This is a genomic window from Pedobacter sp., from assembly GCF_039594775.1.
Lineage (GTDB): Bacteria > Bacteroidota > Bacteroidia > Sphingobacteriales > Sphingobacteriaceae > Pedobacter.
The window spans coordinates 1-25,932 of the sequence record NZ_JBCNMT010000008.1; the positions used below are offsets into that span (position 1 = coordinate 1).

At 41.5% G+C, this 25,932-nt stretch carries 15 protein-coding genes; 5 read left to right on the forward strand and 10 right to left on the reverse strand.

Annotated features, from left to right (window positions below; all coding sequences use genetic code 11):
• The 5 genes from ABDV71_RS16615 to ABDV71_RS16635 all read left to right on the forward strand — a co-directional run.
• The coding region (locus ABDV71_RS16615; RefSeq protein WP_343534536.1) for an Ig-like domain-containing protein at positions 1–2,122 on the forward strand (2,122 nt) is incomplete at its 5' end.
• Between the two features lie 41 nt (positions 2,123–2,163).
• Positions 2,164–3,174 (forward strand): type IX secretion system membrane protein PorP/SprF, encoded by a 1,011-nt coding sequence (locus tag ABDV71_RS16620; RefSeq protein WP_343534538.1) that lies wholly within the window; start codon positions 2,164–2,166, stop codon positions 3,172–3,174.
• A gap of 35 nt (positions 3,175–3,209) precedes the next feature.
• Complete coding sequence (locus ABDV71_RS16625) at positions 3,210–5,159, forward strand: OmpA family protein (protein WP_343534540.1); 1,950 nt, start codon at positions 3,210–3,212, stop codon at positions 5,157–5,159.
• A gap of 228 nt (positions 5,160–5,387) precedes the next feature.
• Positions 5,388–5,564 (forward strand): histone H1, encoded by a 177-nt coding sequence (locus ABDV71_RS16630; protein WP_343534542.1) that lies wholly within the window; start codon positions 5,388–5,390, stop codon positions 5,562–5,564.
• A gap of 226 nt (positions 5,565–5,790) precedes the next feature.
• Positions 5,791–6,669 carry an AadS family aminoglycoside 6-adenylyltransferase gene (locus ABDV71_RS16635; protein ID WP_343534544.1) on the forward strand — a complete coding sequence of 293 codons (879 nt, stop codon included), beginning with the start codon at positions 5,791–5,793 and terminating at the stop codon, positions 6,667–6,669.
• Between the two features lie 397 nt (positions 6,670–7,066).
• Here ABDV71_RS16635 and ABDV71_RS16640 read toward each other — a convergent pair whose 3' ends face one another.
• The 10 genes from ABDV71_RS16640 to ABDV71_RS16685 form a co-directional block, all read right to left on the reverse strand.
• A complete protein-coding gene (locus tag ABDV71_RS16640; protein ID WP_343534546.1) occupies positions 7,067–8,653 on the reverse strand; it encodes a T9SS type A sorting domain-containing protein in 1,587 nt (528 codons plus the stop codon).
• A 45-nt stretch (positions 8,654–8,698) separates the two neighbouring features.
• Positions 8,699–9,571: a glycoside hydrolase family protein gene (locus tag ABDV71_RS16645; protein WP_343534548.1), complete on the reverse strand. Its 873-nt coding sequence runs from the start codon at positions 9,569–9,571 to the stop codon at positions 8,699–8,701.
• Between the two features lie 23 nt (positions 9,572–9,594).
• Positions 9,595–12,402 (reverse strand): hypothetical protein, encoded by a 2,808-nt coding sequence (locus ABDV71_RS16650; protein ID WP_343534550.1) that lies wholly within the window; start codon positions 12,400–12,402, stop codon positions 9,595–9,597.
• An 18-nt stretch (positions 12,403–12,420) separates the two neighbouring features.
• The gene (locus ABDV71_RS16655) at positions 12,421–13,332 is read right to left on the reverse strand and encodes a hypothetical protein (protein ID WP_343534552.1); all 912 of its coding nucleotides are present in this window, start codon (positions 13,330–13,332) and stop codon (positions 12,421–12,423) included.
• Between the two features lie 12 nt (positions 13,333–13,344).
• A complete protein-coding gene (locus tag ABDV71_RS16660; protein WP_343534554.1) occupies positions 13,345–14,904 on the reverse strand; it encodes a RagB/SusD family nutrient uptake outer membrane protein in 1,560 nt (519 codons plus the stop codon).
• Positions 14,905–14,927: 23 nt separating this feature from the next.
• Entirely contained in the window at positions 14,928–17,981 is a 3,054-nt protein-coding gene (locus tag ABDV71_RS16665; RefSeq protein WP_343534556.1) for a TonB-dependent receptor, read from the reverse strand.
• A gap of 29 nt (positions 17,982–18,010) precedes the next feature.
• Positions 18,011–19,225 (reverse strand): cellulase family glycosylhydrolase, encoded by a 1,215-nt coding sequence (locus ABDV71_RS16670; RefSeq protein ID WP_343534558.1) that lies wholly within the window; start codon positions 19,223–19,225, stop codon positions 18,011–18,013.
• A gap of 6 nt (positions 19,226–19,231) precedes the next feature.
• Positions 19,232–21,091, reverse strand: a complete 1,860-nt coding sequence (locus ABDV71_RS16675) for a glycoside hydrolase family 2 TIM barrel-domain containing protein (RefSeq protein ID WP_343534560.1) — start codon at positions 21,089–21,091, stop codon at positions 19,232–19,234.
• A gap of 244 nt (positions 21,092–21,335) precedes the next feature.
• Positions 21,336–23,204, reverse strand: a complete 1,869-nt coding sequence (locus tag ABDV71_RS16680) for a 7TM diverse intracellular signaling domain-containing protein (RefSeq protein ID WP_343534561.1) — start codon at positions 23,202–23,204, stop codon at positions 21,336–21,338.
• Between the two features lie 486 nt (positions 23,205–23,690).
• Positions 23,691–25,922, reverse strand: a complete 2,232-nt coding sequence (locus ABDV71_RS16685) for a hypothetical protein (RefSeq protein WP_343534563.1) — start codon at positions 25,920–25,922, stop codon at positions 23,691–23,693.
• Positions 25,923–25,932: the final 10 nt, after the last annotated feature.

The following is a 25,932-nucleotide window of genomic DNA, read 5'->3' on the forward strand; positions in this document are numbered from 1 at the left end:
GCTCGACGTGGGCGAGAGCTGGGTTTACACTGCCAGCTATACCATCACCCAGGCCGACGTGGATGCGGGCAAGGTGAGCAACACCGCCGTGGTGACCTCGAAGGACCCAGCTGGCAACGATGTAACGGATAATTCGGGAACGGATACAAGCAATGACAGCCCAACAGAAACGCCTATCCCGCAAAGCGGAAAGATAAGTTTGGTGAAAACAGTCACCAGTGCCACCCCTGCGGGCGGCTACAAGTTGGGCGACAGGATAGACTACCGTTTTGTAGCGAAGAACGAGGGGAACGTGACCTTGGACAATGTGGTACTGACCGACAATATTGCGGGCATTACACCTGCTTACCAGGGTGGCGATACGAACAATAACAATAAACTGGATGTGGGCGAGAGCTGGGTTTACACTGCCAGCTACACCATCACCCAGACCGATGTGAATGCGGGCAAGGTGAGCAACACCGCCGTGGTGACCTCGAAGGACCCAGCTGGCAACGATGTAACGGACAATTCGGGAACGGATACCAACAATGACAGCCCAACAGAAACGCCTATCCCGCAAAGTGGAAAGATAAGTTTGGTGAAATCGGTGACCAGTACGACGCCAGCGGGCGGCTACAAGTTGGGCGACAGGATAGACTACCAGTTTGTAGCGAAGAACGAGGGGAACGTGACCTTGGACAATGTGGTACTGACCGACAATATCCCTGGTGTTACGCCGATATATGCCAGCGGTGATGCCAATAATAACAATAAGCTCGACGTGGGCGAGAGCTGGGTTTACACTGCCAGCTATACCATCACCCAGGCCGACGTGGATGCGGGCAAGGTGAGCAACACCGCCGTGGTGACCTCGAAGGACCCATCCGGTAATGATGTGACCGACAATTCGGGAACGGATACCAATAATGACAGCCCAACAGAAACCCCAATACCGCAGAACGGGAAGATAAGTTTGGTGAAATCGGTGACCAATGTTGGAACAGGTACCAATGGCGCATTTATATTGGGTAATCAAATCGAATTCACTTTTACAGTCACCAATACAGGAAATGTAAGCTTAAAGGATTTGGTTCTAACAGATCCGTTATTGGCCAATTCAGTTATCAATATCCCAGGGGTTTTAGAACCTGGTAAATCAATTATTCACATTGAAAAATACACGATTACAGAAACAAATGTGGCCGTAGGCAGAGTGACCAATAGCGCTATAATTAAAGCTAATGATCCTATGGGCAATGAAGTGAAAGATACTTCAGGAACAGCCATAGACAACGATAATCCAACTGTAACGATAGTAGCGAAGCCTCCAATTGCAAATGATGATGCAAAAGATGCGATGCAGAATAAGCCTGTGATTATAGATGTTCAAAAAAATGATCAAGCAGGTAGCAGCCCAATTGTACCAGGTAGTATCGTAATTACCAAGCAACCCAAAAATGGTACCGTAGTGGTAAATGCAGATGGAACGGTGACTTACACACCGAACAATGGTTATACAGGTACTGATGAGTTTGAATATACGGTGACTGATGTTAATGGGCAGATCTCAAACCCTGCTAAAGTTACCATCAATATTGCTCCTAGTGCCCCAATGGCAACAGATGATAACGCGGAGACAGAATGGAACAAAGAAGTCAAAATTCCAATTTTGGACAATGACAAGCCTTTTGGTGCGCCGTTAGATATTGCTACTGTTGAAATTACCGAACAACCTAAGCATGGTACGATAAGGATAAATGCCGATGGTACGGTAACCTATCTGCCAAATAGCGGCTTCACAGGAACCGATACCTTTAAATATCGAGTTAAAGATGCCAACGGAAATTGGACCAATGTAGCGACCGTAACGGTAAAAGTAACAGGTTTCTTTATTCCCAATGTAATCACTCCAAACGGAGACGGAAAAAATGACGCTTTTGTCATTGTAGGATTAGAAAACTATAACAATGCCCAACTGACCATATTTAATCGTTGGGGAAATGAAGTTTATCGAAATACCAACTATAAAAATACATGGACAGGCGATGGATTGAATGAAGGAACTTATTACTATCTCCTTCGCCTAAAAGATGGAGAAAAGGAACAGGTATTTAAAGGCTGGATTTTATTAAAACGATAATTGATCATGGCCAGGTTTTACCTGGCCAATGCAAAAAGATTATGAATAAGCATTTTGTGAAAAAAAGTATACTGATTTTGTATTTAGCAGTAGTAGGTACCTTTCAGGTAAAAGCGCAACAGAATATTCAGTTTACGCAATATATTTTTAACTCTTTGAGTGTTAATCCGGCTTACGCTGGATATAAAGAAGAGTGGTTTGGACAGTTGGGTTTGCGAAGTCAGTGGAGTGGGTTGGAAGGAGCCCCAAAAACGGGGCAACTTTCAATCGATGGTGTAGTAGATATGAATAAGAACGTCGGACTCGGTTTGCAAATTACGGATGATAGGCTAGGGCCACAAAATATGACCTCTGTTTATGCTAATTATGCTTATAGATTAAGGTTAGATGCTGATGATACACAACGATTAAGTTTTGGATTAGCCGCCGGAATTTCACAGTACGGATTGGATGGTAACCAGCTGAGGCCTGTAGATGAAGGGGATAATGATTTGCCAATAGGTAAGGTTAACAGCACCATACCCGATGTTCGATTTGGCATTTATTACTACAATCCAAAATTTTATGTGGGTCTATCTGCTATGGACCTGTTTTCTGGAAAAAACTCAAACAGATTGTTCAATTGGAACAATAACACCATAGAAAATATTAGACGTAAACAACATTATTATCTCATTGCAGGAGCGTTGTTTGACTTATCCGAAGATACCAAGCTAAAACCGAGCATTTTGTTCAAGGAAGACTTTAAAGGACCATCAAGTTTGGATATTAATGGCATGTTAATTTTTGGAGAAAGATTCTGGATTGGGGCCTCCTATAGAACAGAAGCCAATCTTTGGAAAAAACGCTATGAGCAGGGCCAATCGTTAAGCAGCCTTAATTCAATTTCAGGCATTGCCCAGTTCTATATCAATGACCAATTTAGGATCGGCTATTCTTATGACTACATCATTAGTAGATTGAGTAGCTTTCAGAACGGTACTCATGAAATCACCCTAGGGATTACGTTTCCAGGAAAAAATAACCGATTGGTTAGCCCAAGATTTTTTTAAGAAGAATAGAAGATATCCATATCAAACAAATAAATATGAACAATAATTTTATCAAATATGCGCTTTCTTTGGTCTTTGGCTTGTTATGTGTTACTGCCGTATCTGCGCAGGAGCAGCTCAGCTTAAGGCAAAGAGCAGATTTTTTATATACCCAATATAACTATGCAAGAGCTGCTGCTGTTTACTTGAAACTGGTGGATGTGAAGAAGCCAAAGTTATCGGATTTGGAAAAACTCGCAGATTGCTATAGGCAGATGAACGATTATGAGTCGGCCGAAAATTGGTATGCAAGAGTCGTTGAATATTCAGATAGTAAAGCAGAGAACCTTATTACCTATGGAGGGGTGCTTAAATCAAATGCCCGTTATGCGGAAGCTAAAAAAGTGTTGGAGCTATATGCAAGTAGGAATGGAGATCTGAAAAGAGTTGAAAACGAAATTCGCGGTTGTGATTCGGCTCTGATATGGATGGCCTCGCCAACAAAGCACAAACTTAAAAATGAAGGTGGAGTTAATACTGAACTGGCAGAATTTAGTGTATTTCCCATAGGAAAGAAAATATTCTATACAGCCGAGCCAAATCAGGAGCAGATGAAGAAAGACGGACGTATGGGAAATCCATTTTTAAAATTATATACGGCAGACCGAACCGCAAGCAATCATTTAAATGCAAAACTGATTGTAAAATCGGATTATAATGACCAAGCTTACCATGTAGGGCCAATTGCCACTAATAAGACGGGAAGTATGTTGTTTATTACAAGGACCTACCCTGGAAAATCGGGAGAGATTACCAAAGAAAATAAATTGAGGTTCAATACTAATAACCTGGAATTGTATATCTATATGATGAAGGACGACAAATATGAGGCTGCTCCTTTTCCATATAATGACGTTAAAAAATACTCTGTTGGACATGCTGCGCTTAGCCCAGACGAAAAAACGCTTTATTTCGTATCGGATATGCCCGGTGGGTTGGGGGGAACAGATATTTGGTACTGTGAACTCCAAGAAGATGGCAGTTGGGGAACACCACAGAATGCTGGCCCAACCATCAATACCGACCAAAACGAAATGTTTCCCAACATTGGCAGTGATGGTGTTCTTTATTATTCAAGCAATGGATGGCCTGGAATGGGAGGTTTGGATATTTTTACGGCAAAGGGCAGCAAGAATAGTTGGTCAACTGCTGTTAACTTGCGGTACCCGATTAATTCACCAGCGGATGACTTCGCCTACATTATGGTAAAATCAAGTGAGGAGGAGCAGTTGGGTTATATTTCCTCAAACCGCAAGGGAGGAGTGGGAAGCGATGATATTTATAGTTTTCATACCGTTTACCCAAAAATTATACTTGCTATTAAAGGAACGGTATTGAACAAAAGTACAAATGCCATAATTGATGGCGCAACGGTTACACTTTACGTTAATGGACGCAATATTGTAGCTAAGCAATATTCAAAAACTGATGGAACTTTCTTTTTTGAACTTGACAGGGAAACAGATTATACTATTCTTGGCCAAAAGGAAAAGTTCTACGGCGATTCCGTTTCTGTTTCTACTAAAGGAATTGTTAAATCCGATACGCTTTTTGCGACTTTAAGACTCGAACCTTTGTTCGAGATAGGAAAGACAATAGCCCTAAAGAATATCCATTATGATTTTGATAAGTACAATATTAGGAAAGATGCAGCGAAAATATTGGATGAATTGGTACGTACTATGCGCGACAACCCAACCCTTGAAATAGAATTGGGTTCACATACCGATAGCCGGGGAAGCGATGCCTACAATCTATACCTCTCTTTGCAAAGGGCACATTCAGTTGTTGAATATCTGGTAAATAGAGGGATTTCCAGAAGTCGTATGAAGACGAAGGGATATGGGGAAACTCAGTTACTCAACCATTGTAAAAATGGGGTTAGTTGCTCAATAGCTGAACACCAAGCCAATAGAAGAACGGAGTTTAAAATCTTAAAATACTAAAAGGTATGTTCAAAATTATAAAGAAGATTGAGGTGAAGAAGCGTTGGAGAATATAAATATTATTTGCTCCATGCCCCTTTTGAATAAGTGTTTGTTAGTCTTATTATACCGGTTTTAATGACTGTTGGGGCATGGAGCAAATAATTAAATCAATATATGCAGATATAAATCAAGAATACTGAATAGTAATGACGATAAAAGCTTATTAATTTATTAAATATATATAACATGGAAAAATTCGAAAAAGTAAAGTCTCTTATCGCTTCTGTAGAAGCTGATGTGGAAAAGTTCTACAACAAATCTAATGCTACAGCTGGAACTAGGGTTAGAAAAGCAATGCAAGATCTTAAAGCGATGGCAGTTGAGATAAGAAAAGAAATCACTGCTAAGAAAAATGCTAAATAGTACCTGTTAATTAAAGTAGTCCTGGTCAGCAATGACCAGGATTTACGATATAACTTTATAAAATAAATCAGTAGAGTGGATGCTATTATTGATTTATTCCCGTTTAAAAGCTCACCCTAGCATAAAACTATAAATGAGCTGATTACTTTTCGGCTCAAAGTAAAGTGCAAATAGATATCAGAGCTCTTTATATTTGTCTTTATCACTATATTATATGCAATTCCGCATGAAGAAAAGAGACCAAAAATTAAAAGATATCATTAATTGGGCAAAAGAGAATAAAGAAATTAGGGCTCTTTTATTAACCAGTTCTTTGGTAAACCCCTTAGCTCCAGTTGACGATTTCAGTGACTTGGACATAGAAATCGTTTTTGAGAGCAATGTCACATATGTTGAACATTCTACATGGCTTAATTTGTTCGGAACGCCAATAGCTATTCTTGAAGAGGACGATTCTTATTTCGACGGTAAACATGCTATGAAAATGGTATTGTACGAAGACCATACCAAAGTAGATTTCAAATTATTCAGCAAGCCTCAATTTTTGAAAGAGGCAAAAATGGAGGAGTTGCCGGAAGATTGGGATATTGGTTATCAAGTGCTTTTAGACAAAGATGATATCACTAGGGGCCTAAAGAAACCAAGCTACAGGGTTTCTATTATTAAAAAACCGAGTATCGAAGAATTTCAACGAATTCTAAATGATTTTTGGTGGGACACGACTTATGTGGCAAAATGCCTTGCTAGAGGTGATATTTTTTATGCCAAGTTCATGTCTGAAGATAATATTCGCACCGCTTATTTAGTGCCCTTACTTGAATGGTACATAGCTAGTCAGCATCAATGGAATATTACCACAAATAAACATGGTCGTTTATTCAAAAAATACTTCCATGGACAGGAATGGCAAATGGTAGAAGCTACGTTCAGTGGAAGCGATATTAATGATAATTGGAATGCGTTATTTGCTATGGCAAATTTAGTTCATAAAATAGGAAATGAGTTAGCAGAGAAGCTAGGAGAAACATATCCATACCAACTGGAATTAAAAGTGAGGAATTATTTGAAAGAGGTTAGAACTGGCTACTCGATGCCACTTCAATAGCCAATTCAATATCGTTATCTACTAATGCTTTGTAAGCCCAACTTCCAGAGTAGGCTTTAAAGTAAATTTTGATGTTTTGGTTGTCCTATAAATGAAAAGTGCCTTTTTTGATGGTTTAATGTAGATTTTTTAATATGGTTTTGGATTTTTTAGATTTAAAAAAAAGCGCATAACTTATGTTTTTAGTTGGTTATGCGCTTAGTGGACTGAAGATACTAGGCCTATGTGGTTCTTGATGTCTTCAGCTCTGTTTTTTCAGATTCGCTATTCCACGGGAAATTTGAATATTTTACCAAAGGTTCACGCGTGAAGTTATCTGATTTTGAAGAATTATAATGTTTCAAGCCTACTTTGTTACCTCTTTTGGGACTGAGTAGATATGATTCACTTTGATCATTTATTTTTTGATAAAGGTATAGTTTAAAGATCCAATATTTAATATGTATGTTCCATTGTCCAGAGAAGATATATCAATACTTGGAGCGAGATTGTTAGCTGTAATGGTCCCAGTTTTTATCGCTTTTCCTCCAACGGAGAATATGGTGAAACTTCTTTTTACCACAGATGGGTCTAGGTTTATCTGTATATGATCTCGGGCGGGATTTGGATATAGATTTACTGTTCCTGTGTTTTTAATGGTCACGGGAACGACGTTGCTCAATGAAGTACTTCCGTCCTTATCAATCATTTTTAGCCTATAGTAATATTGTCCAGGCAACAGGCCCAAATCTTCAGACTGGTAGTGGTTGAGACCAATCGTATTTTTGGGTAGCACGGTTTTGATCTCTTTGAAAACTTTTCCATCCGTGCTTCTTTCTAGGATAAAACTACCCACATTGATTTCATTGTTGGTTTTCCAATCAAATTTTGCCGAATTAAAAGAGGTCCTGGCTACAAAGGATATCAGATCAAGAGGCAGAGCCGCATCAGAGGGCGAAAATGCAACGCTTCTGAATACATAATTTGTTCCTGCGCTTGCCAAAGTAGTTTTTGTAGTCAATGCGGCACTAAAAGCCGTGCGGGGGTTTTCATCCAAGATAGTTATCAGGTCGTTATTCTGCCCAGAATTGCTCACGGTAAACAGCTCTACATATCCCTGACTGGTTTTTCTGGCCGTTAGCCCATAGAAAGGGACCGAGCTGGTTAACTTCCCAACAAATTCCCATGTAGAAGTAGCGGTATTATAAGCCATTTTTATGATTCCGGGAGAGGCTACGGTTTGGTCAACGATATATAATACATCGTTAGCATCAATTGAATTGCTAATGGCATTGTCTATATCCAACATTGCAAAACCGTAACCACTTTGTACGGTGCTGTTGGCAGTGCCAGCTAATGCGGTACCATTATTGGCGGTAGCATCTGTTTGAGGTGTGCCAAAATTAAGGATGGTGGCTGGGTTTGTAGCACTTAATGCATATAGGTTATTTCCAATGACATTGATATAGCGTGACCCCGTAGTCGTAAATCGGGATGTGCCCGTTGCTCCCCAGGCCACATAGGCTGTACCTACGTTTGTGGTGAACCATAGTGCACTTCCATCAATACTTGTGGTTGCTCTGATAAAGCCGCTAAAAAAATTGCCGTTTATGGTAAATAGCTCGGTATTCCCGAGTGTGTTGATTCTGGCGAAGCTCTTGTTGTCAGGCCCTGTATCAGAGTCAAAAAGAGCAACGTCTGCACCGCCAATTACGATGTATCTTCCGTCGGCCGAGAGCGATATTCCGCCCTCGTTAGAACCCGCATTGGGATTGCCATTGATCAATAAACGTTGCCCGGCAGTACTAAAAGGTATCTCTACCGTTTTGGTTATGGCTTTGGTAACGGGGTTGATTTCAACGATGGAAACAGGCAGGGCGCCTGATGTAAGGGTATTGGTTCCGTTACCAAGTCGTGAAACCACAATATTTCCCTTGGTGAAATTCTGGGCATACAGGTATTGTACTACTAAAATGAGCCCTATCAGTATGGAAATTCTTTTCATGATAATTTTTAATAAGGTGAATAAATGATCAATAAACCCTAAGTTTTATCTTTTTATTTCAGTATTGGGCTTATAGTCAGCATACCATTGTCCCAATTTGGTCAGGTTGCCATTGGCGTCAACCAGTGCCGATGGCCAAAGGCGGGCACTGGTAGGAGAGCCCGAGAACCATGAATAGCGCTGAACGAAATCTAGGGCCTCCAGTTTAGGAAGTAGCCGCTGCATAAAGGCAAGTACCATATCCGGCGTATACGGATTTTCTGCCATGGTTGTTGCCCTGTCGTGTACCGTGGCAAACTCGGTGATCCAAATAGGCTTATGATATTTGTCGTATAGATCCTGTAATATTTTTACAAAATGGTTTTCATCCGTTCCCACATACATGTGCACACAGATAAAATCTACACGTTTTCCCTGGGCTATCGCCCTGTCCATAAAGTCATAAATCCACTGGTTCGTAGGCCAAGAGGCGGCAGGGCTGCCCAATGGAACACCGAGGCTTTCCAGTTGTGGCCAAAGGTCCAAAGCTTCCTGAACGGTCATATTTGCCTGGTCCGACAAGTCTGGTTCATTGAAACCCAGTACATACTTTACCCTGCCTTGGGCTTTTAGACTCTTGATTTGGGCAAGATTAGCATCGGTTACTGATGTTTTGCTCCAGAACATGGGCACAAATTCTGCATTCTGAGGTGCCAGTTCGAAGGGGATTGTTAAGCCCCAAGTATAGAACCAATGGCTCTGTAGGTTAATGGTATTGCCCCACCAGGTACCATTTTTTGTGGAGGTACTAAAGTCGGCGCCTTTTTTACCTTTTGCTTCGTAGTGTACTACCGTAGACTTCTTAGGGCTGTATTCATTACTTTTGGCACAGCCCAGTAATAGGGGGGCGAGCAGTAATAATATTTTGAAATTTTTCATCTGTTTAAATTTATCTGTGATCGTTAATAGGTTCCATTGTAGCCAACATTCCTTAGGGTAGGGTATCCATCGGCTCCCATTCTCCAGATGGTAAAATTGAACCCTAATGTAGTCTCAAAAAACGCTTGGTTCGTTGATGGTGCAATAGCGCCATCTAAACCTGCCGCATCGTCTACAAAAGGCACGTCCCTTATCGGAACTAATACCCCAGCTCCTACATAATTTTTCCTGTTTACTCCAGTTCCATTGGCTGCTGTCCCTGAAATCCTAAAAACGTTGTTAGCATTTGGTAATGTATTAGAACCTTCCAGAGAGGTATTAACTACAAAACTATTTGCCGTATAGCCATTGTTCTGATAGGTACTGGAGATGCCTGCTACAGGAAGGGCGGCGGTAGATTGGCTGGCCCTGAACGTTGCATTTTTTACAATGCAGTTTTCAAGCTTAGCCTTGTTTGTACCTGATATACCTCCAATATTGCCCGTTGCAGGCGTTCCCATGGCTCTGATAGTAGCCGTTGCCTGGCTTGCTCCTGCACCTTCAACAGCGCAATTGGTGATGGAAGAACCAACGCCCGCAATGCCGCCTACGGAGAAGCCACAGATAATCGTTCCATCGAATAAACATTGGTCTATTGGTACGATACCGGCATTTTGGTCGGCACCGAAAATACCCCCAACACCGTTAACGGTGGTTGAAACGGCTGTGGTAGCAGAGATATTCACGGAAGACCTACAGTTTTTTACTATTCCTCCGCCAACATTTGATCCTTCGGCCCTTCCCAATATACCTGCAATCCTGTTTTTCGATGCGTTGATTTCTATACTTCCCATTACCGTAGAAAAAGAAATTTCGGCAATGCCTGTGGCTGCAGTCGTTAGCCTACCTACAAGGCCGCCCACCATTCCGCAAGAAGCCTTAATGTTTAGGTTTGCATGAATCTGGGTCACTTTGGCAGCGGCCGACATATCGCCCACTATACCACCCAAAAGATCTCCGGTATTGGTAGAGTTGATATTGCCAGATATCTTTATATTCTGTATTGTACCTCCGGTAAGTTTGCCTGCTAGCGTACCAAAAGAGTTACTGGCATTGCAGTTTACGTTCAGAAACTGCGCATTTTTAAGCGTTCCGGTTAAGGTAGAGAAAAATCCCTCACTAACACCCGTTGAATTGATTACAAGGTTGTTTATTTTATGCCCATTGCCGTCCAAAGAGCCTGAGAAGCTGGTAATTGGAATCCAGGTTTTTGACAAGTTGAGGTCTGCAATGATTTTATAGTTTTTATCGGTTGCTTGGCCCATGGCTATCAGCCCATCTTCTGTTGAAATAAGGTATGGGTTACTTACCGAACCATCTCCTCCATCGAATGCTGAACCTTCTTGTTTGGCATATACTTTTATGGTCCTAGTGATGGAGATATTCCCTTTTTTCAAGTTTAAGATTACATCACCTGAAATAAAGCCAGACATAGGAGTGAACGTTACCCTTTGTCCCGAAACGGATACTGCCGTAAGGTTGGTGGGACTTGATTTTACCTCAATAACGCCATCTGAAGGATTAAAGGTAAAATTACTGGTGGTAGCTACTGTAACGCCATAAATGTTTTCTGGGAAAGTGGTAGGAGCTGTCAGTAATATGTTGCCAGTCTGCGTAGATCCTGAATTGGTATTTGCAGCAAAATTTGCAGCAAAGTTGTCCGCGTTTACCGCAACGGTGGTCACATCACAGTTTATTACTGATCCAAAATTATTTGCGGTGATTCCAGCCACACGTAGCTTTCCGGTAACTGTTCCAGATGCTTTGATGTGATCAATTGTCCCTCTGTTGGTAACGGCTATTAAGGCAACATTGTTTTGTGCCGTAAAATTGGCGTTAGCTAGTTCAAGGTCCTTCACCACTGCCGTTGTACCAAGTTCGTTGAACAGGGCTCTGTTATCCGCGGTTGGGCTATTGATTGAAATGCCGTTAACTTTCTGGCCATTGCCGTCTAGGTTGCCCAAAAATACTCCTGCAATAGTAGTAAAACTGCCCGCCGTGATGTCGCTGGCAAGTTTATAGTTGCTGGTTAAACCATAGCGTATCTTGTTAAGCCTTACCAGGTCGGTAATTTCGTATGGGCTGGAAACGGTGCCTTCTCCATTTGAAAATGCTGTTACCCTTATGGTTTTGACCGCTTCTGGCACCTGGAGGAATTTTGCTTTTACCACTATATCTCCTGCAATAAATTCATCTGTTGCCACTAACTTTAATCGTCTCCTGTCGGCGTCGATGTTCTCAATGCTTGCCGTTAGTCCTGCTGGTACCGTTATTTCAAAGGCAGTAGACCTAGGATATACAGTAAATTCTCTAGAAACCTCTCCAACAGCGTTGTAAATTGGCGCTTCGGTAAGGTCAAGAGTGATAGAAGATACATTTGGTCGATCTACAAAAAATTGCGAACTACATACGTGGGTATTTCCATCTATCACCACTTTCACTATCAAATTGAACGTACCCTCGTTTTTTGGAGTGCCTTTTACGGGGATATCCACCGAGGTACCGGTCAGTATGAGCTTGGTTTCGTCAATACGGATTCCGTTGACTTCCGCTGCACTAATGGTGGCTTCTGCCTTTGGAGCATTGGCAAACACCATGTTGAATTTGTTGGTTTCGTTAAGAACCAAGTTTTCTACCACATTTCCGACAAGCTTAGACTTTTCGTTATAGATCTGGAACCTGCCATCCGAAACGGAATAAAACCGGTCATTATCCTTTTTGCAGCTTCCTGTCAATAATAATAACAGGCATACTATGCTAGGTAAATTTCTTATAGAAGTTATACTTTTCATGAAGTTTGTTTTTATTGGTTATGGACGTACGTAGCCTTTTCTGATCAATGTGTATTGGTCTCTCCACAAGGCATTTGCCCTTGATTGCGGAGCGGTTTCGTAGTGTGTAACAATCAGTTCGTTCTCTTTGATCGAAGTAATCTCGTACTCAATCACATTTGAAGTGCCCCTATAAAAGAAGAAAAAGGCACCTCCCTTTAATTGTAGGTAGTGTTTTCCATTCCTGATCTCCATTTCCCAGTGTTGCGTGGCATCTTTTGGTGTATAGTTGATGAGCAAATCACCTCCATCGGCTGCAAAAACGCTTGCAGTTCCCCAATTGGCACTTAGTTCCTTTAACCTGAATTGTGTGATACCGTCTATCGTACCTCCATGGCAGTAGGAAGAACCATTGTTTTTGTAGAGACATTCCTTATTGTTCAGCTTGAAAACGAGTTCGTCGTCATAAACGCCTTTGTCCTTTTTTGCCAATCGGTTCCATGGCGTGGTTGATCCGTTGTTGATCAGCTTTACGTGACCGTCTGTCAGAGAATCCAGCATCCATGTCTTTCCGTCGACCGAACTTGGTCCGCCAGTTAAAAGTTCATAAACGGGATCCAGGTCCAGATTATCGTTTTTGAAGGATACCAATACAGATTTTTCTACAATCTTGACTCCATTGAATACCGAAAGTGTGACCCTATATTCGCCCTTGAATGGATATTTGCCCAACACTGTGTCCCCTACAGCTTCTACGCTATTGCCCAAGTTCCATTTCGCTTTGGCGGTATTGCCTATCTGTCCGTTAATAAAGCGGTAAACGTTGGGAGTAGCTGTTTCCTGTATAATGATATTGATTTCACTTTCTGGAATAGGATCTTCCAAAGTGATATTTTTTTTACAGGATGTGGCCGTTAAAAGTGCCAGCGCCATAAAAATTAAATTCTTCATATCTTGTTTGATTTAATAGCCTTTGTTTTGGTTCAGTACATATTTGGTATTGATGATCTCTTCCTGTGGGATAGGGAATAGACCTTCAGCATCTTTATTGAATTTGCTGATAAAAGGTTCTCCGCGATTGATATCTATTCTGGCTTGGGCATAATCCAGCCCTCTTCTCATGAGGTCCCAATATCTTTGCCCCTCTAGTGCCAATTCCAGTTCCCTTTCCCTGTAGATTACATCCAATGTTACTGTAGGAGGGGAGTATGTAGAAGAATGGGCCCTTTTCGCCACCTTTTCAAAATAGGTTTGGGCCTTGCCAATAGTTCCTCCATGTAAAAGCTGTAGCTCTGCTGCCATTAATAGGATATCGGAAAAACGGATGGAGATAAAATGGTTAGGGAAATTTAACCTGAAATCGCCCCTCGAGCTTTGGTTAGCCTTTAGGGCAAGCCATTTTTTTGGAAAGATATCAGTGTTCTGGTAGCCAGGCGTAAAAGAAACCGAAAGGTTTTTAGGTAATAGGAAAGTAGCATCCTTTCTAAGGTCATCATTTGGGAATGAATTGTAGAATTCTGCATCGATGGGCGCGAAAGACCAGCCTGCAGCATAAACAGATGCAGAATTAGGGTCTCTCATTGACCAAAGCATTACCGAGAGATTTCCATTGGCCTCTTCTCTGTAGCTGAAATTTCCACTGTTGGCTTTTGAAGAGTATTGGATTTCGAACACAGCCTCCCTATTATTGTGGTTAAATGGGGCATCGTTTATAAATACATCAGAGAACTTAGGTAGTAAATCGTGCCCACTATTATTGATGAGCTCTTCCGAAATGGTTAAAATCTGTTGTGAGGAAACATTCGGCATCGCACTTTTTTTACAATAGCCTGTGTAGTACAGCCATACGCGCATTAAAAGTCCCCTTGCCGCATCGGAAGTTGCCCTTCCATATTCATCAGGCGTTAGGTTCCTGTACCTTGGTAACGTGTTGATTGCTGCCAACAGGTCGTCGCCTATCTGTTTATAAACCTCTTCTGGACTGGCTTGTTTTTGGTTATATTCTGAAGGGGCCAATACTTTTAGTATCAATGGCACATTTCCATAAAGACGAACTAGGTCGAAGTAGTAATAAGCCCTGAGGAATTTTGCCTCTGCTGCGTATCTCTCCCTTAGCTCAGGTTCATCAAAACTTGCCGCTGGAAGTTTTTCTAGTAAAATATTTGTCCTGTAAATTCCCGAATAGTATTTGTACCAAAGGGCTTTTGCCGTCAGATCATCTGTGCGTAAGGCACCTCTGTCAACTCGCTGCAGTGCTGGTAGATCTGTTGCCGACGCACCCCCTGTAAAACATTTGTCGCCCAAAACCTCGCTGATCAACTGAAATGGAGCATTCTGGTTCTGTGGAGCGTCCCATAAAAGTACATTGTAAGCTGCTGCAAGGCCTTGTAGACAGTCTTTTTGGTCTCGATAGAAATTTGATTCGGTATCGGAGGTGATAGGGTCAAGGTCTATTGTTTTATTGCAAGATCCTAGGCCGATCGCCATAATGATTATGAGTAGCTTTGTATATTGATGTTTCATAACTGATTGTACATTAAGTGATGTTAAAATCCTACAGTTGCGCCTAACATAAAGGTTCTAGGTTGAGGATAGACGCCTTTGTCTATACCCAATCCAAGTGCTCCTCCCGATACTTCGGGATCGAAGCCTGTATATTTCGTTAGCACAAACAAATTGCTGCCAGTAACATATAGCCTGATTTTGTCGAGTTTGGCAACCTTTAGATTTCTAAACGTGTAACCAATAGCTGCATTTCTTAATCTGAGGTAGCTTCCGTTTTCCAAAAAGAAGGTTGATGGGTTGGAGAAATTTCCATTCAGGTCGCCTGCAGCCAACCTCGGAAAGCTATTTGTAGTTCCCTCTCCGTGCCAACGGTTAATAACCTCGACAGGGAAATTGGCTGTTGGCAGATCCCATCGGTGGAGGCTATTGAATATTTGGTTACCTGCTAGGCCGCTAAAGAATACATTTATATCAAAATTCTTATAACGGGCAGTGAAATTCATCCCGTAGTTGTATTTTGGATGTGGGGAACCTACCATTGATCTGTCGCGGCTATCGATGATCCCATCACCGTTCAGGTCTTTATACCTGATATCGCCAGGTACAGCATTGGGCTGGATAAGATTTCCATTAGGTCCCCTGTAGCTGTCGACCTGTGACTGATTCTGAAAAATTCCATCCATAGTGTATAGCCAGAAATAGCCTATTGGGAAACCTGCTTCCATTCTTGAGATATCACCCATCTGATTATTGGCGTTGCCTCCAGTGATATAACCGTTTGTATTCCCAACATGGGTAACCTTGTTATGGTTATATGCTCCATTTATACTTGCCTCGATATAAAGCTTTCCAAAATCCTTTTGATACCCAAGTGACAGCTCAATCCCTCTGTTAAGTACGTTTCCTGCATTGCCAAAGGGAGCCGCATTTCCTACATATGATGGGATTGGTACCCTTAGGAGTAAATCTTTGGTTGCTTTTCTGTAGACATCAAAAGTTAGCCTAAAATTTTTGAAGAATTCGGCATCTATACCGATGTTCATTTGCTCAGATGTTTCCCACTTTAGATCGGGGTTAGATACGCCACTTGGCGAAGCACCAATTTGTTGCGCATCGGATCCAAAATAATAGTTTCTGGCATAGGTACTGATTGTAGATACAAAAGCGTAGTCACCGATTTGATCGTTTCCTGTCCTGCCCCAGCTCGCTCTAAGTTTTAACGAACTAATGGCGGCGATATCTTGGATGAAGTTTTCCTTGTGTACGTTCCATCCTGCGGAAATTGATGGGAAAAAGCCAAATTTGTTGTTTTTACCGAACCTGAAAGAACCATCGGCCCTGTAGGTGGCTGTCATCATATATTTGTTGTTGTAATCGTAGGTTACACGTCCAAAGTAGGAGATGAGACCGGTATGCCATGCACCACCAGATGCACTTGCACTGGTATTATCCTTTGCGAGGTCTAGATAGGCATAGTTTGGATCATCGTATAGTAATCCATTTTTTGAAGCGGATACGTTTGTGCCTCTTCCCTTGTTTACGGTGTTTCCCACCATGGCCGAGAAAGAATGGTCATCTAGCTTTTTGGTGTAGGTCAGGATGTTCTCCAAGTTAAGGTCTCTACTTTCCGACATTGATTTACTGGTTCCGGTTGCTATCGTCCTATTAGTAGAGTTCAGGTAATAGATGGGAGTATATCCCCTTGACTCATTATACTGTATTGCAAGTCCCAAACTGGTTCTGAACTTCAGGTCCTTGAGAATTTGAAGTTCCCCAAATACATCAGCATTTATTCTGGTATAGCCCGAAGAGCCATTTGAGTAATATACCCTGGCAATAGGGTTAACTATCTCCTGGGAAACGTAGCGAGAAATGGCAAATGTTCCATCATCGTTCATTACTGGTGTTACGGGGTCCATATTGATGGCACTTAATATCGGCCCAGAATTACCGCTGTTTGTGGCAATTGCTGCACGTCGGACATTGGTTATTCCCAAGTTTACGCCAGTGTTCAATAGGCCGTCGATAACGTTTTGTTTGGTATTGATACGACCGGTATACCTGTCAAAATCCGATTTCCCTTTTGCTAGGGTACCTGATTGTGAGAAATAAGAAAAAGATGTATTATAGGTGGATTTTTCCGACCCCCCAGAAAGTGATACCTGGTGATTCTGTATTGGTGCATTTTGGAAGGAAACCTCTTTTTGCCAATCGGTTCCTTTACCCATTTTTTGGATTTCTATTTCCGAAAATGGTAATTGCAGGTTTGAATTGAAATGCAGTTCGTTCTGGATTCTAGCATATTGTGTTGCATTTAGCACGTCGATATATTTCCTGATGTTCTGGATTCCACGATAGTATTCATAATCAAGTTTTGTTTTGCCCGCCTTGCCTGATTTGGTAGTGACGATGACTACGCCATTTGCACCACGTGCACCATATATTGCAGCTGAGGCTGCATCTTTCAGTACTTCCATGGTTTCAATGTCGCGAGGGTTGATGGCTTCCAAATCGCCTCTCGGGAATCCGTCTACGATGAATAGGGGATCGTTTGAACCATTTGTACCTGCACCCCTAATTCGTATGCTTACTCCTGAGCCTGGCTGGCCGCTGTTCATCATTACGGTAACCCCTGCAGATTTGCCCTGTAATGCCTGGTCTGCCCGCATCAGACCTGGAACTTCGAGGTCCTTTGTGGTTAAAGAAGAGATGGCGCCGGTTACCAAGCTTTTTTTCTGAACGCCATATCCAACTACTACAACACCTCCCAAGGTTTGCACGTCTTTGGTCAGCAATACTTCCAACTCCGTTTCACCTTTGAGTGTTATTTCTTTTGTCTTCATTCCTATAGCAGAAAATAACAGAACGGATGAAGATTTTGGCACCCTGATATTGAATTTTCCGTCAGCGTCGGTAACCGAGCCACCGTTTGTGCCCTTAATGGTAACGCCTACACCGGGAATGGGGGAGTTATCCTCGATGTCCTTTACAACCCCTTTAATGGTTATCGTTTCCTGGGCAGTACTTGATAGGGTAATGCACAGGAAGCAGACCACCAGATAGAGATAGGAAAATGGTGTAATTTTTATGTTCATAACGTGTTTGGTTTATTCTTGGTTTCTTTTTAATTGATATTTAGTCCCAAAGCCTTGATGTAGCCCTCATTGGGCGAACAGTTTTTTTGCTTAATGTTTTCAAGAAACTGATTCAGTATTTTCCTGATTTCAGTTCTATCGATCTTGATTTCTCTGATTTCCTTAAAGGAACCCCTGCTGGCCTCTGCATAATCTATCAGCGTTTGGTAGTTGGGCGGGAGGGGGATAGAAATGATATTTTTGGGGCTGTCAAGTTTTTTGTATGGCCAAAAGTGCCAACCGATATTTTCTTTTTCCAACAGTTCACGAAATTCTTGTATCCACTCATCAGTGTTTTCTCCCGTTTCACCGATGTAGATGGGCACATTATATTTTTCTCTGAATTCTATAAAGCGTTTAATGGAACCATAATTGGGCAGGTCGCCATATTTATGAAAGGTATAAACGGCCTTTTTATCAAAAGGCGCTGAGAAAATATTGAAGTTTGTGTTCCACTGTGCTCCGCCGTAAAAAATGATATGGTTTTGGTCAACGCTCCTGATTGCTGTAGTGAGTTCTCTATACAATGGCTCAATCAATGGGTTTAGTGTTTTTGAATCAAAATAGTGGGCAACGGGCTCGTTTAGTAGGTCATAACCAATGATAATTTGCTCATTTGCGTATCTTTTGGCAATTTTTGTCCATAACTCGATGGCCAGCTTTTGGTTTTCTTTGGTTTCAAATAGGAAGGGGTAACCAAAGCTGTCATCAATGTTATCCCCGGTCTGTCCTCCTGGTGCGCAGTGCATGTCCAAAATCACATAAAGCCCTTCAGCTTTGCACCAGGATATCACCTTGTCCAGTAATTTGAACCCTCTTGAACTATCATTTCTGCCCATATAGTCTTCATTGGTGAACAGTTTGTAGTTGAAGGGTACCCTTACCGAATTAACCCCAGTTTTTTTGAGGAACTTGATATCTTCCTGTGTTACATAATTTTCAAGGAAATTTTCCCAGAATTTGGCAGTTTCGGTTGGTCCAATGAGCTGGGCCAGCATATCATGTATTTGGCTTGGGGAATTGGTTTTCTTAAATTTAAACATGTACCCTTCAGGTACTAGCCAGTTGCCAAGATTGGTTCCTTTGATCAAAAAAGGGTTGCCGTTTAGGTCTATGATCTCTTTTCCTTTCACGCCAAAGAATTTTTCTTTGGCCTGTGTCAAGGTAATCGTAAAAGTAAGTAGTATAAAAAGTAGCTTCTTCATCTTATGTTATTGGTTTTTTTTGGCTAGTTCGTCGTAATAGGTTTTCAATATGTAGAAGGCTTTTTTCTTCCTTCCTTTCTGGTCAAAAAGGCCTTTGTTGTTCCATCCTTCTTGGTACACGGGGTTGTTGCGTCGTGGCGACCTAAAGTCGGCCAAGAGCCATGGCGATATGCCCACAAAATTGGATGGCATTCTTTTTAGCATAGCAACTTGTTCAACGTAGTACCATTCCTGAAATTCTTCGCTCCAAAGCTGTTTTGCATCAGCATGATAACCACCAACGGCTTCGGCACCTGTTTCACTGATAAACAATGGTTTTTTATAATGGGTGCCCCAATTTGCTGTTCTACAGCTTTCGGGCGTGCCACCATACCATCCCAAATATTGGTTAAAGGACACTACATCCACATATGCTCCTAGAGGGTCATCAATCCATCTCATGTTCTCTTCCGAGTGGTAGTTAACCTCCAGTGCTGCCGAAACAAGTCGGGTAGGGTCTTGTTTACGGGCTTCCTCCAACAAGTTTTTCATGAAATTTGTTCTTGTTTCGCTTACAGGTGTTTCATTGCCAACAGACCAGATGATAATGCTTGCCCTGTTCTTATCCCTGTCTATCATTTCATCAAGCTGGGTTTTTGCCTTTTCAAATACTTCCTGGCTCTTAAAATCAATTGTCCAATAAACGGGAATTTCAGACCATACCAACAGCCCAAGCGAGTCTGCAAGACGTGTCATTTTTTCATCATGTGGATAATGAGCCAGTCGTACCATATTGCATCCGAGTTCCTTGGCCCATCCCAAAAGCTTTTCGGCATCTTTTTGCGTGTTGGCACGTCTTGCTTCTTCAGGAATTTCCGAATGGATACTGATTCCTCTAAGGAATATTGGCTTGTTGTTCAAAAGGATTTTTTCTCCCTGAACTTCAATATGTCTAAATCCGATTTTTTCTCCCACTTTATCGTTGACGGTGCTGATATTCACCAGGTAGCGTTTGGGATTGTCCATACTCCAGAGCGTAAGCTTGGATGCATTGATTTTTATTTCGGCCCTTCCATCTGCGTTGACCGTGAAATTTTGGCTGATCTTCAGCTCTGGAATGTCTATGGTCACTTGTTGGTTTTTGGCTGCATTTTTGACATCGACCCAGCCGCTAATCAACTTTGCGCCTTGGTTAGATTTTGCAAGTTGGATAAAATAATTACTGATGAACTGATTGGGAACCTCTACCAAACTCACGTCCCTGATAATGCCACCATAATTCCACCAATCGGTATTTAGGGTAGGTATTTCATTGGCATATCTTCTATTGTCTACTTTTATCACTAAAAAATTGCCTTTTTCCTTTAATAGCTCCTGTGGGATTTCAAAATTGAATGGGCTAAAAGCACCTTTGTGCATTCCCAATTTCTTTCCGTTTAGGTATACATCTGCTCTATAGCTTACGGCGCCAAAATAGATATACAGCTTGTTGTTGCGATTAGTCTTTTGGTAATCGAAATTTCTTTTGTACCAAACAGATCCCTCGTAGTATAGGAATTTGTCGGCCTGTGAGTTCCAATCACCAGGTACGTTCAGGGTGTACTTGTCGTTATAGCCATGTTCCTTTCGGTCTAGTGAGTTAGAAGGTACGTCTGTGTTCCAATAAGCTTCTGGATCATTTTCTGCCCGTTCTTTATATCGGTAATCATAAAAGCCAGTTTCGTAGATGTCTATAATGTATTGCCATTTGCCATTAAGGCTGGTAGTCTTTCTACCGGGGATGTTTGTGAGTAGGTCGGCACTGCTGGCCGAGAACTGCATCAGCACTAGCGTAGATAGTAGCCACCATCTGAAGTGTCGTTTTTGCTCCGTCAAAGTTCTTCGCATTGAAAAGTTTATACTTGGTTAATTGAATAGTGGGACGAATATATTCAAATTACAAGTATAAAAACAAATAGAAAACTTTATAACTTTCTGATTATCAGTTTTTTAAATTAAAAATAATACGCATTAATACCACAAGGGTTTTATCGCTTAAGTATTGATTTTCAATGCTTAACTAAATAAAATAGGGACCACGGAAATAGATTTTAACACGCCTGATAATTTTGACGTTTTTTTTGATATTTTTTTAGGTAAGTACTAGTTTATTCCAGCCATCTTCTCCAGCACCCTTAAATTCCTTCTTCCTTTCAAGCATAATTGTCCTGATCTTGTTGAGATTTGCCCAACACGTCGCCTGTCTAACTTCCAGTGTTTCGGCAAGTTTATAAGAGGATATTTTACCCTTTGTGGCATAGATGATATACACCATATAGAAAGCTTTGTTCAAAGGTATCCTGCTATTTTGGAAGATGGTTCCGTTGATGACAGATTCTTCATAATCGCAGGCAGCACATCTTTTACTGTAGGGGCTATGTCCAGCATAGAACTCGGTGTGGCCACATTTCTTACACTCGAAACCTTTCTTTTGCTTAAGTTCGCTCAAAAACCGGTAGCAGGTATCATTGTCGGGATATATTTTGATGAATTCGTCATAGCTCAATATCTTCGACATTACCCTGGCTTCGGTTACTTCACTTATATTTTTCTTAAGGATTGTATTATCGATAGACAACAGTTCGTTCATTTTTCTGATCTCTTCAGCCTGTTCCAACAGTTCTTGGTTCTGGGCTTCAATGATTTCAGACTTTTCTAAAACTTCCCTAGTTCTTAGTACAACTTTTTGCTCCAACTCGCTATTGAGTTTATCCTTTAGTGCCTGCTTAGATTCTAGTTCTTTGATGATTCTTCGCTGTGCCTTTTCCTTCTTTTTCTTCAACAGGCGAATGTTGTCGCCTATGGCAAAAGTTACAAATAGCATCTCCATGATCAGGCAGAAACTTAGACTATAAAAGTTAAGTGGCCCAAAGGGCATTTTACCCACATTTAGTACTTTGATAATCCGTATCAAAATTCCCAATAGGATAAATGAATATCCCGCAACAAAAAATCTTGCTGGATAATAGCCCCTGCGCAGGATGTATATGCCCGAAAACAATGCCAATAGCACAGGTATCACTTCTATAAATTTGTAGACGAACCAATGGTTGTTTACAAAAAGGCACAACAAGAAAAAGATTGTTCTAAGTGCAAGATATCCCAAGATGACCTTGTTCAGAAATGGCACCTTATGTTTCAGATGTAGAAATTCCCTGGCAAAAAGCATGCTGAAAGTAACCGCAAGGTAAAGTGCTACGCCATAGGCAATTTCATTCCAATCTGGATAACTGGGCCACAAATATTGGAAGCCCGTGCCGTTTGAGCTAATTTCATACAATCCTATACTCAGGTTGTAAAGTACGTAGTAGAGGTATTGTTTTTGTCTTACAGCAAAAAACATGACGAGATTGTACAGGCAGAATACCAGTATCATTCCATATAATAGGCCCAGCAGCATGTATTCTCTAAGGCCATACTGAATAAACCAATTTGTTTTTTTTAGGACAATCATTACAGCGGCAGGCTGCTCAGTATGGATAGCTATATAATAAGTTTGTACACCACTGTATTTTCGGGGAATGTTGAAAGTGAAGTTTTTGTGGTGGACCTGTCGTTTCTTGAAATCGAGTTGAGCACCAAATTCGAACCGCTGAAAATTTCCTGTCGTGCTTTGTTGGTAAATTTTTATATCATCAATAGTCTGATCATAAAATTCCAAAAGGAAGGCACCCGTATCGCTGGATTCCTGTAATTTTATCCTATACCAATAGGTAGATTTGCTATTAGTGGTTTTGGGGATAAAAGTTCTGCTACTGGCAAAAAGTGAGTTGCGCATTGGAGAAGACACTTCTTCTATGCCCAATGTTCCTGTACGGTCTTCAAATACGTCTATTTCTTTGTAAGAAAAGATATGTTGTTTAACTGCTTTATCTATTCTCACGGGCTCCTGCGCAACGGAAACTTTGGGTAAAAGCAGCACATACATATACAAGAGCAGTATGACAAAAATGGATTTCAAGATGTCTAGTTTAGGTTTGTTTGGAGGGATAAAAATAAATAAATAATACCAAAGGGTAGAAATTCTGTGATTAGAAGACTGGTTTTAATCGAAGTTTGGCTCCAAATGGATATTCCTAATTTAAAAATGTTGTGGTAAAAAGTAGGCATACGTTTGTGTTAGAACATCTAGTAGCGAATACCGAAACTTATAGAATTTATTTGAATAGGATAAGAAACAGTGAAATTTTTTAGTGAGACCAAGGGTTTTGGTTTCACCACCTCGACTAATGGTGGCAACGAAGTATGCACATCAGAATTTATCGACCAAATTCAACAGAATGCTCAGGTAAGCTATGACATCCAATATAAAAAATCCCCAATGCAGTTAACGTGAAAGTGGTCTAGATATCAATTAAATGAATTAAAAAGCCCCTCTACGCAATGCAGGGAGGCTTTTATATTTTGTAGATTTGATGGATTTTCTATTAAATCTCCTATACGTTCCTTAAAAAAACTGTTTTAGGGTAAATGTTCCCGGAGGCTGTAAGCCATTGCTGATGGTAGGTTGCAGGCCTTTCTGCCGCACTTCATCTTTTATTATAACCTCATAGGTTTTTCGTGCGATCGCATCTATCTCTGCCTGTCTTACTTTTCTTAAATACCCGCTTAAACTTTCCATAATTTTCGGTATTCTTAATAATCGCCCGTGCTTCTCCAGTCGCTCTATTAATTCTTTAAAATTCTCCTTATCGCTTTTTATATTTTTGCAATCGGCTGATAACATTGCCTGCATCAGGTCTTTGGCTACCAGCTCTCTCATCACATCAGGTATGGCTGCAAGCTCATCACCTTTTGGCAGCAGGTTTGGAATAGGAGCCAACTCATCATCATCGCTATTAATGCCTCCGGGCAGGATGCTGCCATTTGCCGTTTTAAGAAATGGAGCTCTTCCGGGCTGTGCAATCTGGTTACCTATGCCGTAAGCTACGGACACATTGGGTACCGGTGCTGCACTCTTAACGATACCATATACATTTTTATTAAAATCTTTGGCGCCTGCCGTTAATTGCTGCCATTCGGCACCGCTTGGTATGCTAACCACCGCCGGACAGGTAAAGTTGGGGATCGCGGGAACAGGAAGGTTATACTGTGTTTCTTTGGTAGCCACCCCACAATGTTCGGGCAGGGCTTCCAATAACTGCGCCATCTGGTCATACAGGGCAACAAGATGTTGGGTGGCCTGCAAATCCTGCATCATCACCAGGTTTTTTACATTGCCGGTTACGTACCAGTTCCAGGTAACCCAGGCGTTAAGCCAGGATTGGTAATTGCTTATATGGCGGAACATCGTTTTGTATGTCCGGGTATTTACCTGTAACAGGTAATCATTTTCCAAGGCATCCAATTGTGCTTTATATTGTTGGCAGGATGTTTGATTACGGTCATCTATTTTTTTATAGATATTCCTGATTTTGATGTCCTTTTCTTTCCTCAATTCATCCTTCCATTTTTCCAGTTTTTTAATCGTATCGGCAAAGGATAATTGGTTTTGGGTTTGGTAAGCCTGTAATACTTCCAACACATTAGCGGCAGGTTTGCTCATCCAGCTTTGGCCTTTCATCGTTGCATTGGCCATTTCAGCAACAAAGGCAGCATCGCCTTTATCAACCAGTGCATCCATTTCTTTCTCTGTTTGTTCGGTCATCAGGCTGATTTGCTCTTCTATTTTATCCTTGACCCGGGTGTAAGCCTTTTGAATTGCCCTGTCGTTTTCATAGCCCTTTACCGTATTGCTCAACTGGGGCAGTTTCAACCATTTAAAAGGAAAATATTCGTAAATGGTAAGGTTGTTCCTGATGTCATCCCACTGTAACTTAGCGCTACCTCCTTTGTTTTTGAGCATTTGCTGTGTAAAGGGATTGAGTGCATTTGCCATGGCCTGCCTGTAATCGTCAGACGGATCATTGCCCTTTATTTCTTTGATAAGCCCGGCAACCTGTGCGGCTTCGGTGTGCAAGGGATTGATGCGCATAGCGGCATTGGCATACACGGCAGCACTGTCCTTTTCGCCCAGGCTGAGCCATGCATGGGCCAGGTTGTTCAGTACCGTACTGTTGTTGCTAAATTCGAGGTTCAATTTTCTTAAAACCGGGATAGCCTGTTCAGGATAGCCGTATTGTGTAAGCAACGCCGCCATATTGTTCTGGTAATTTGTATTTGTCGGCTCCAGCTGTACCGCTTTGATGGCGAGTGCCAGTGCTGTTTCGGAATGTCCCTGTACCATCGCTAAAATAGCGGCGGCGTTTATATCGACGGCTTTGGGCGTTTGCGTGATGACCTTTTTGGCGATAGCCATTTCAGCGGCATCGCCTTTTGCCATCATCCTGGAATATAACAGGTCGGCAAAGGTTTTTATTTCGCTTTGCGGCATTTTTTTACTCAATGCAATGGCAATCTTTCCGGTATTTCTGGCAGGCACTAAACTTGCATTTTGGGTAAACTCGCTATAATTTGCTGTTTTGGTGTTGCTTTCCATCATAGCCGGCATCACGTTTCCCATCATTTTTTTCATTTCCGCCTGTTCCTCCTTGCTCAATCCTTCCTGCTTCATGGCCGCTTCCAGCATTTTATCCATTTCTTTTTGCGTAGGCGGTTTTTCTTTGCCCGTTGTTTTTTTCTGTGCCTGAATGGTTGTTGTCAACATCAGCAATGCCATTCCTATAATTAATTGTTTCATCTGTTTATTT

Bases quoted from the DNA above. Each gene is read 5' to 3' on its own strand.
- ABDV71_RS16620 (WP_343534538.1), top strand. From the start codon at position 2,164: ATGAATAAGCATTTTGTGAAAAAAAGTATACTGATTTTGTATTTAGCA.
- ABDV71_RS16625 (WP_343534540.1), top strand. From the start codon at position 3,210: ATGAACAATAATTTTATCAAATATGCGCTTTCTTTGGTCTTTGGCTTG.
- ABDV71_RS16630 (WP_343534542.1), top strand. From the start codon at position 5,388: ATGGAAAAATTCGAAAAAGTAAAGTCTCTTATCGCTTCTGTAGAAGCT.
- ABDV71_RS16635 (WP_343534544.1), top strand. From the start codon at position 5,791: ATGAAGAAAAGAGACCAAAAATTAAAAGATATCATTAATTGGGCAAAA.
- ABDV71_RS16640 (WP_343534546.1), bottom strand. From the start codon at position 8,653: ATGAAAAGAATTTCCATACTGATAGGGCTCATTTTAGTAGTACAATAC.
- ABDV71_RS16645 (WP_343534548.1), bottom strand. From the start codon at position 9,571: ATGAAAAATTTCAAAATATTATTACTGCTCGCCCCCCTATTACTGGGC.
- ABDV71_RS16650 (WP_343534550.1), bottom strand. From the start codon at position 12,402: ATGAAAAGTATAACTTCTATAAGAAATTTACCTAGCATAGTATGCCTG.
- ABDV71_RS16655 (WP_343534552.1), bottom strand. From the start codon at position 13,332: ATGAAGAATTTAATTTTTATGGCGCTGGCACTTTTAACGGCCACATCC.
- ABDV71_RS16660 (WP_343534554.1), bottom strand. From the start codon at position 14,904: ATGAAACATCAATATACAAAGCTACTCATAATCATTATGGCGATCGGC.
- ABDV71_RS16665 (WP_343534556.1), bottom strand. From the start codon at position 17,981: ATGAACATAAAAATTACACCATTTTCCTATCTCTATCTGGTGGTCTGC.
- ABDV71_RS16670 (WP_343534558.1), bottom strand. From the start codon at position 19,225: ATGAAGAAGCTACTTTTTATACTACTTACTTTTACGATTACCTTGACA.
- ABDV71_RS16675 (WP_343534560.1), bottom strand. From the start codon at position 21,091: ATGCGAAGAACTTTGACGGAGCAAAAACGACACTTCAGATGGTGGCTA.
- ABDV71_RS16685 (WP_343534563.1), bottom strand. From the start codon at position 25,922: ATGAAACAATTAATTATAGGAATGGCATTGCTGATGTTGACAACAACC.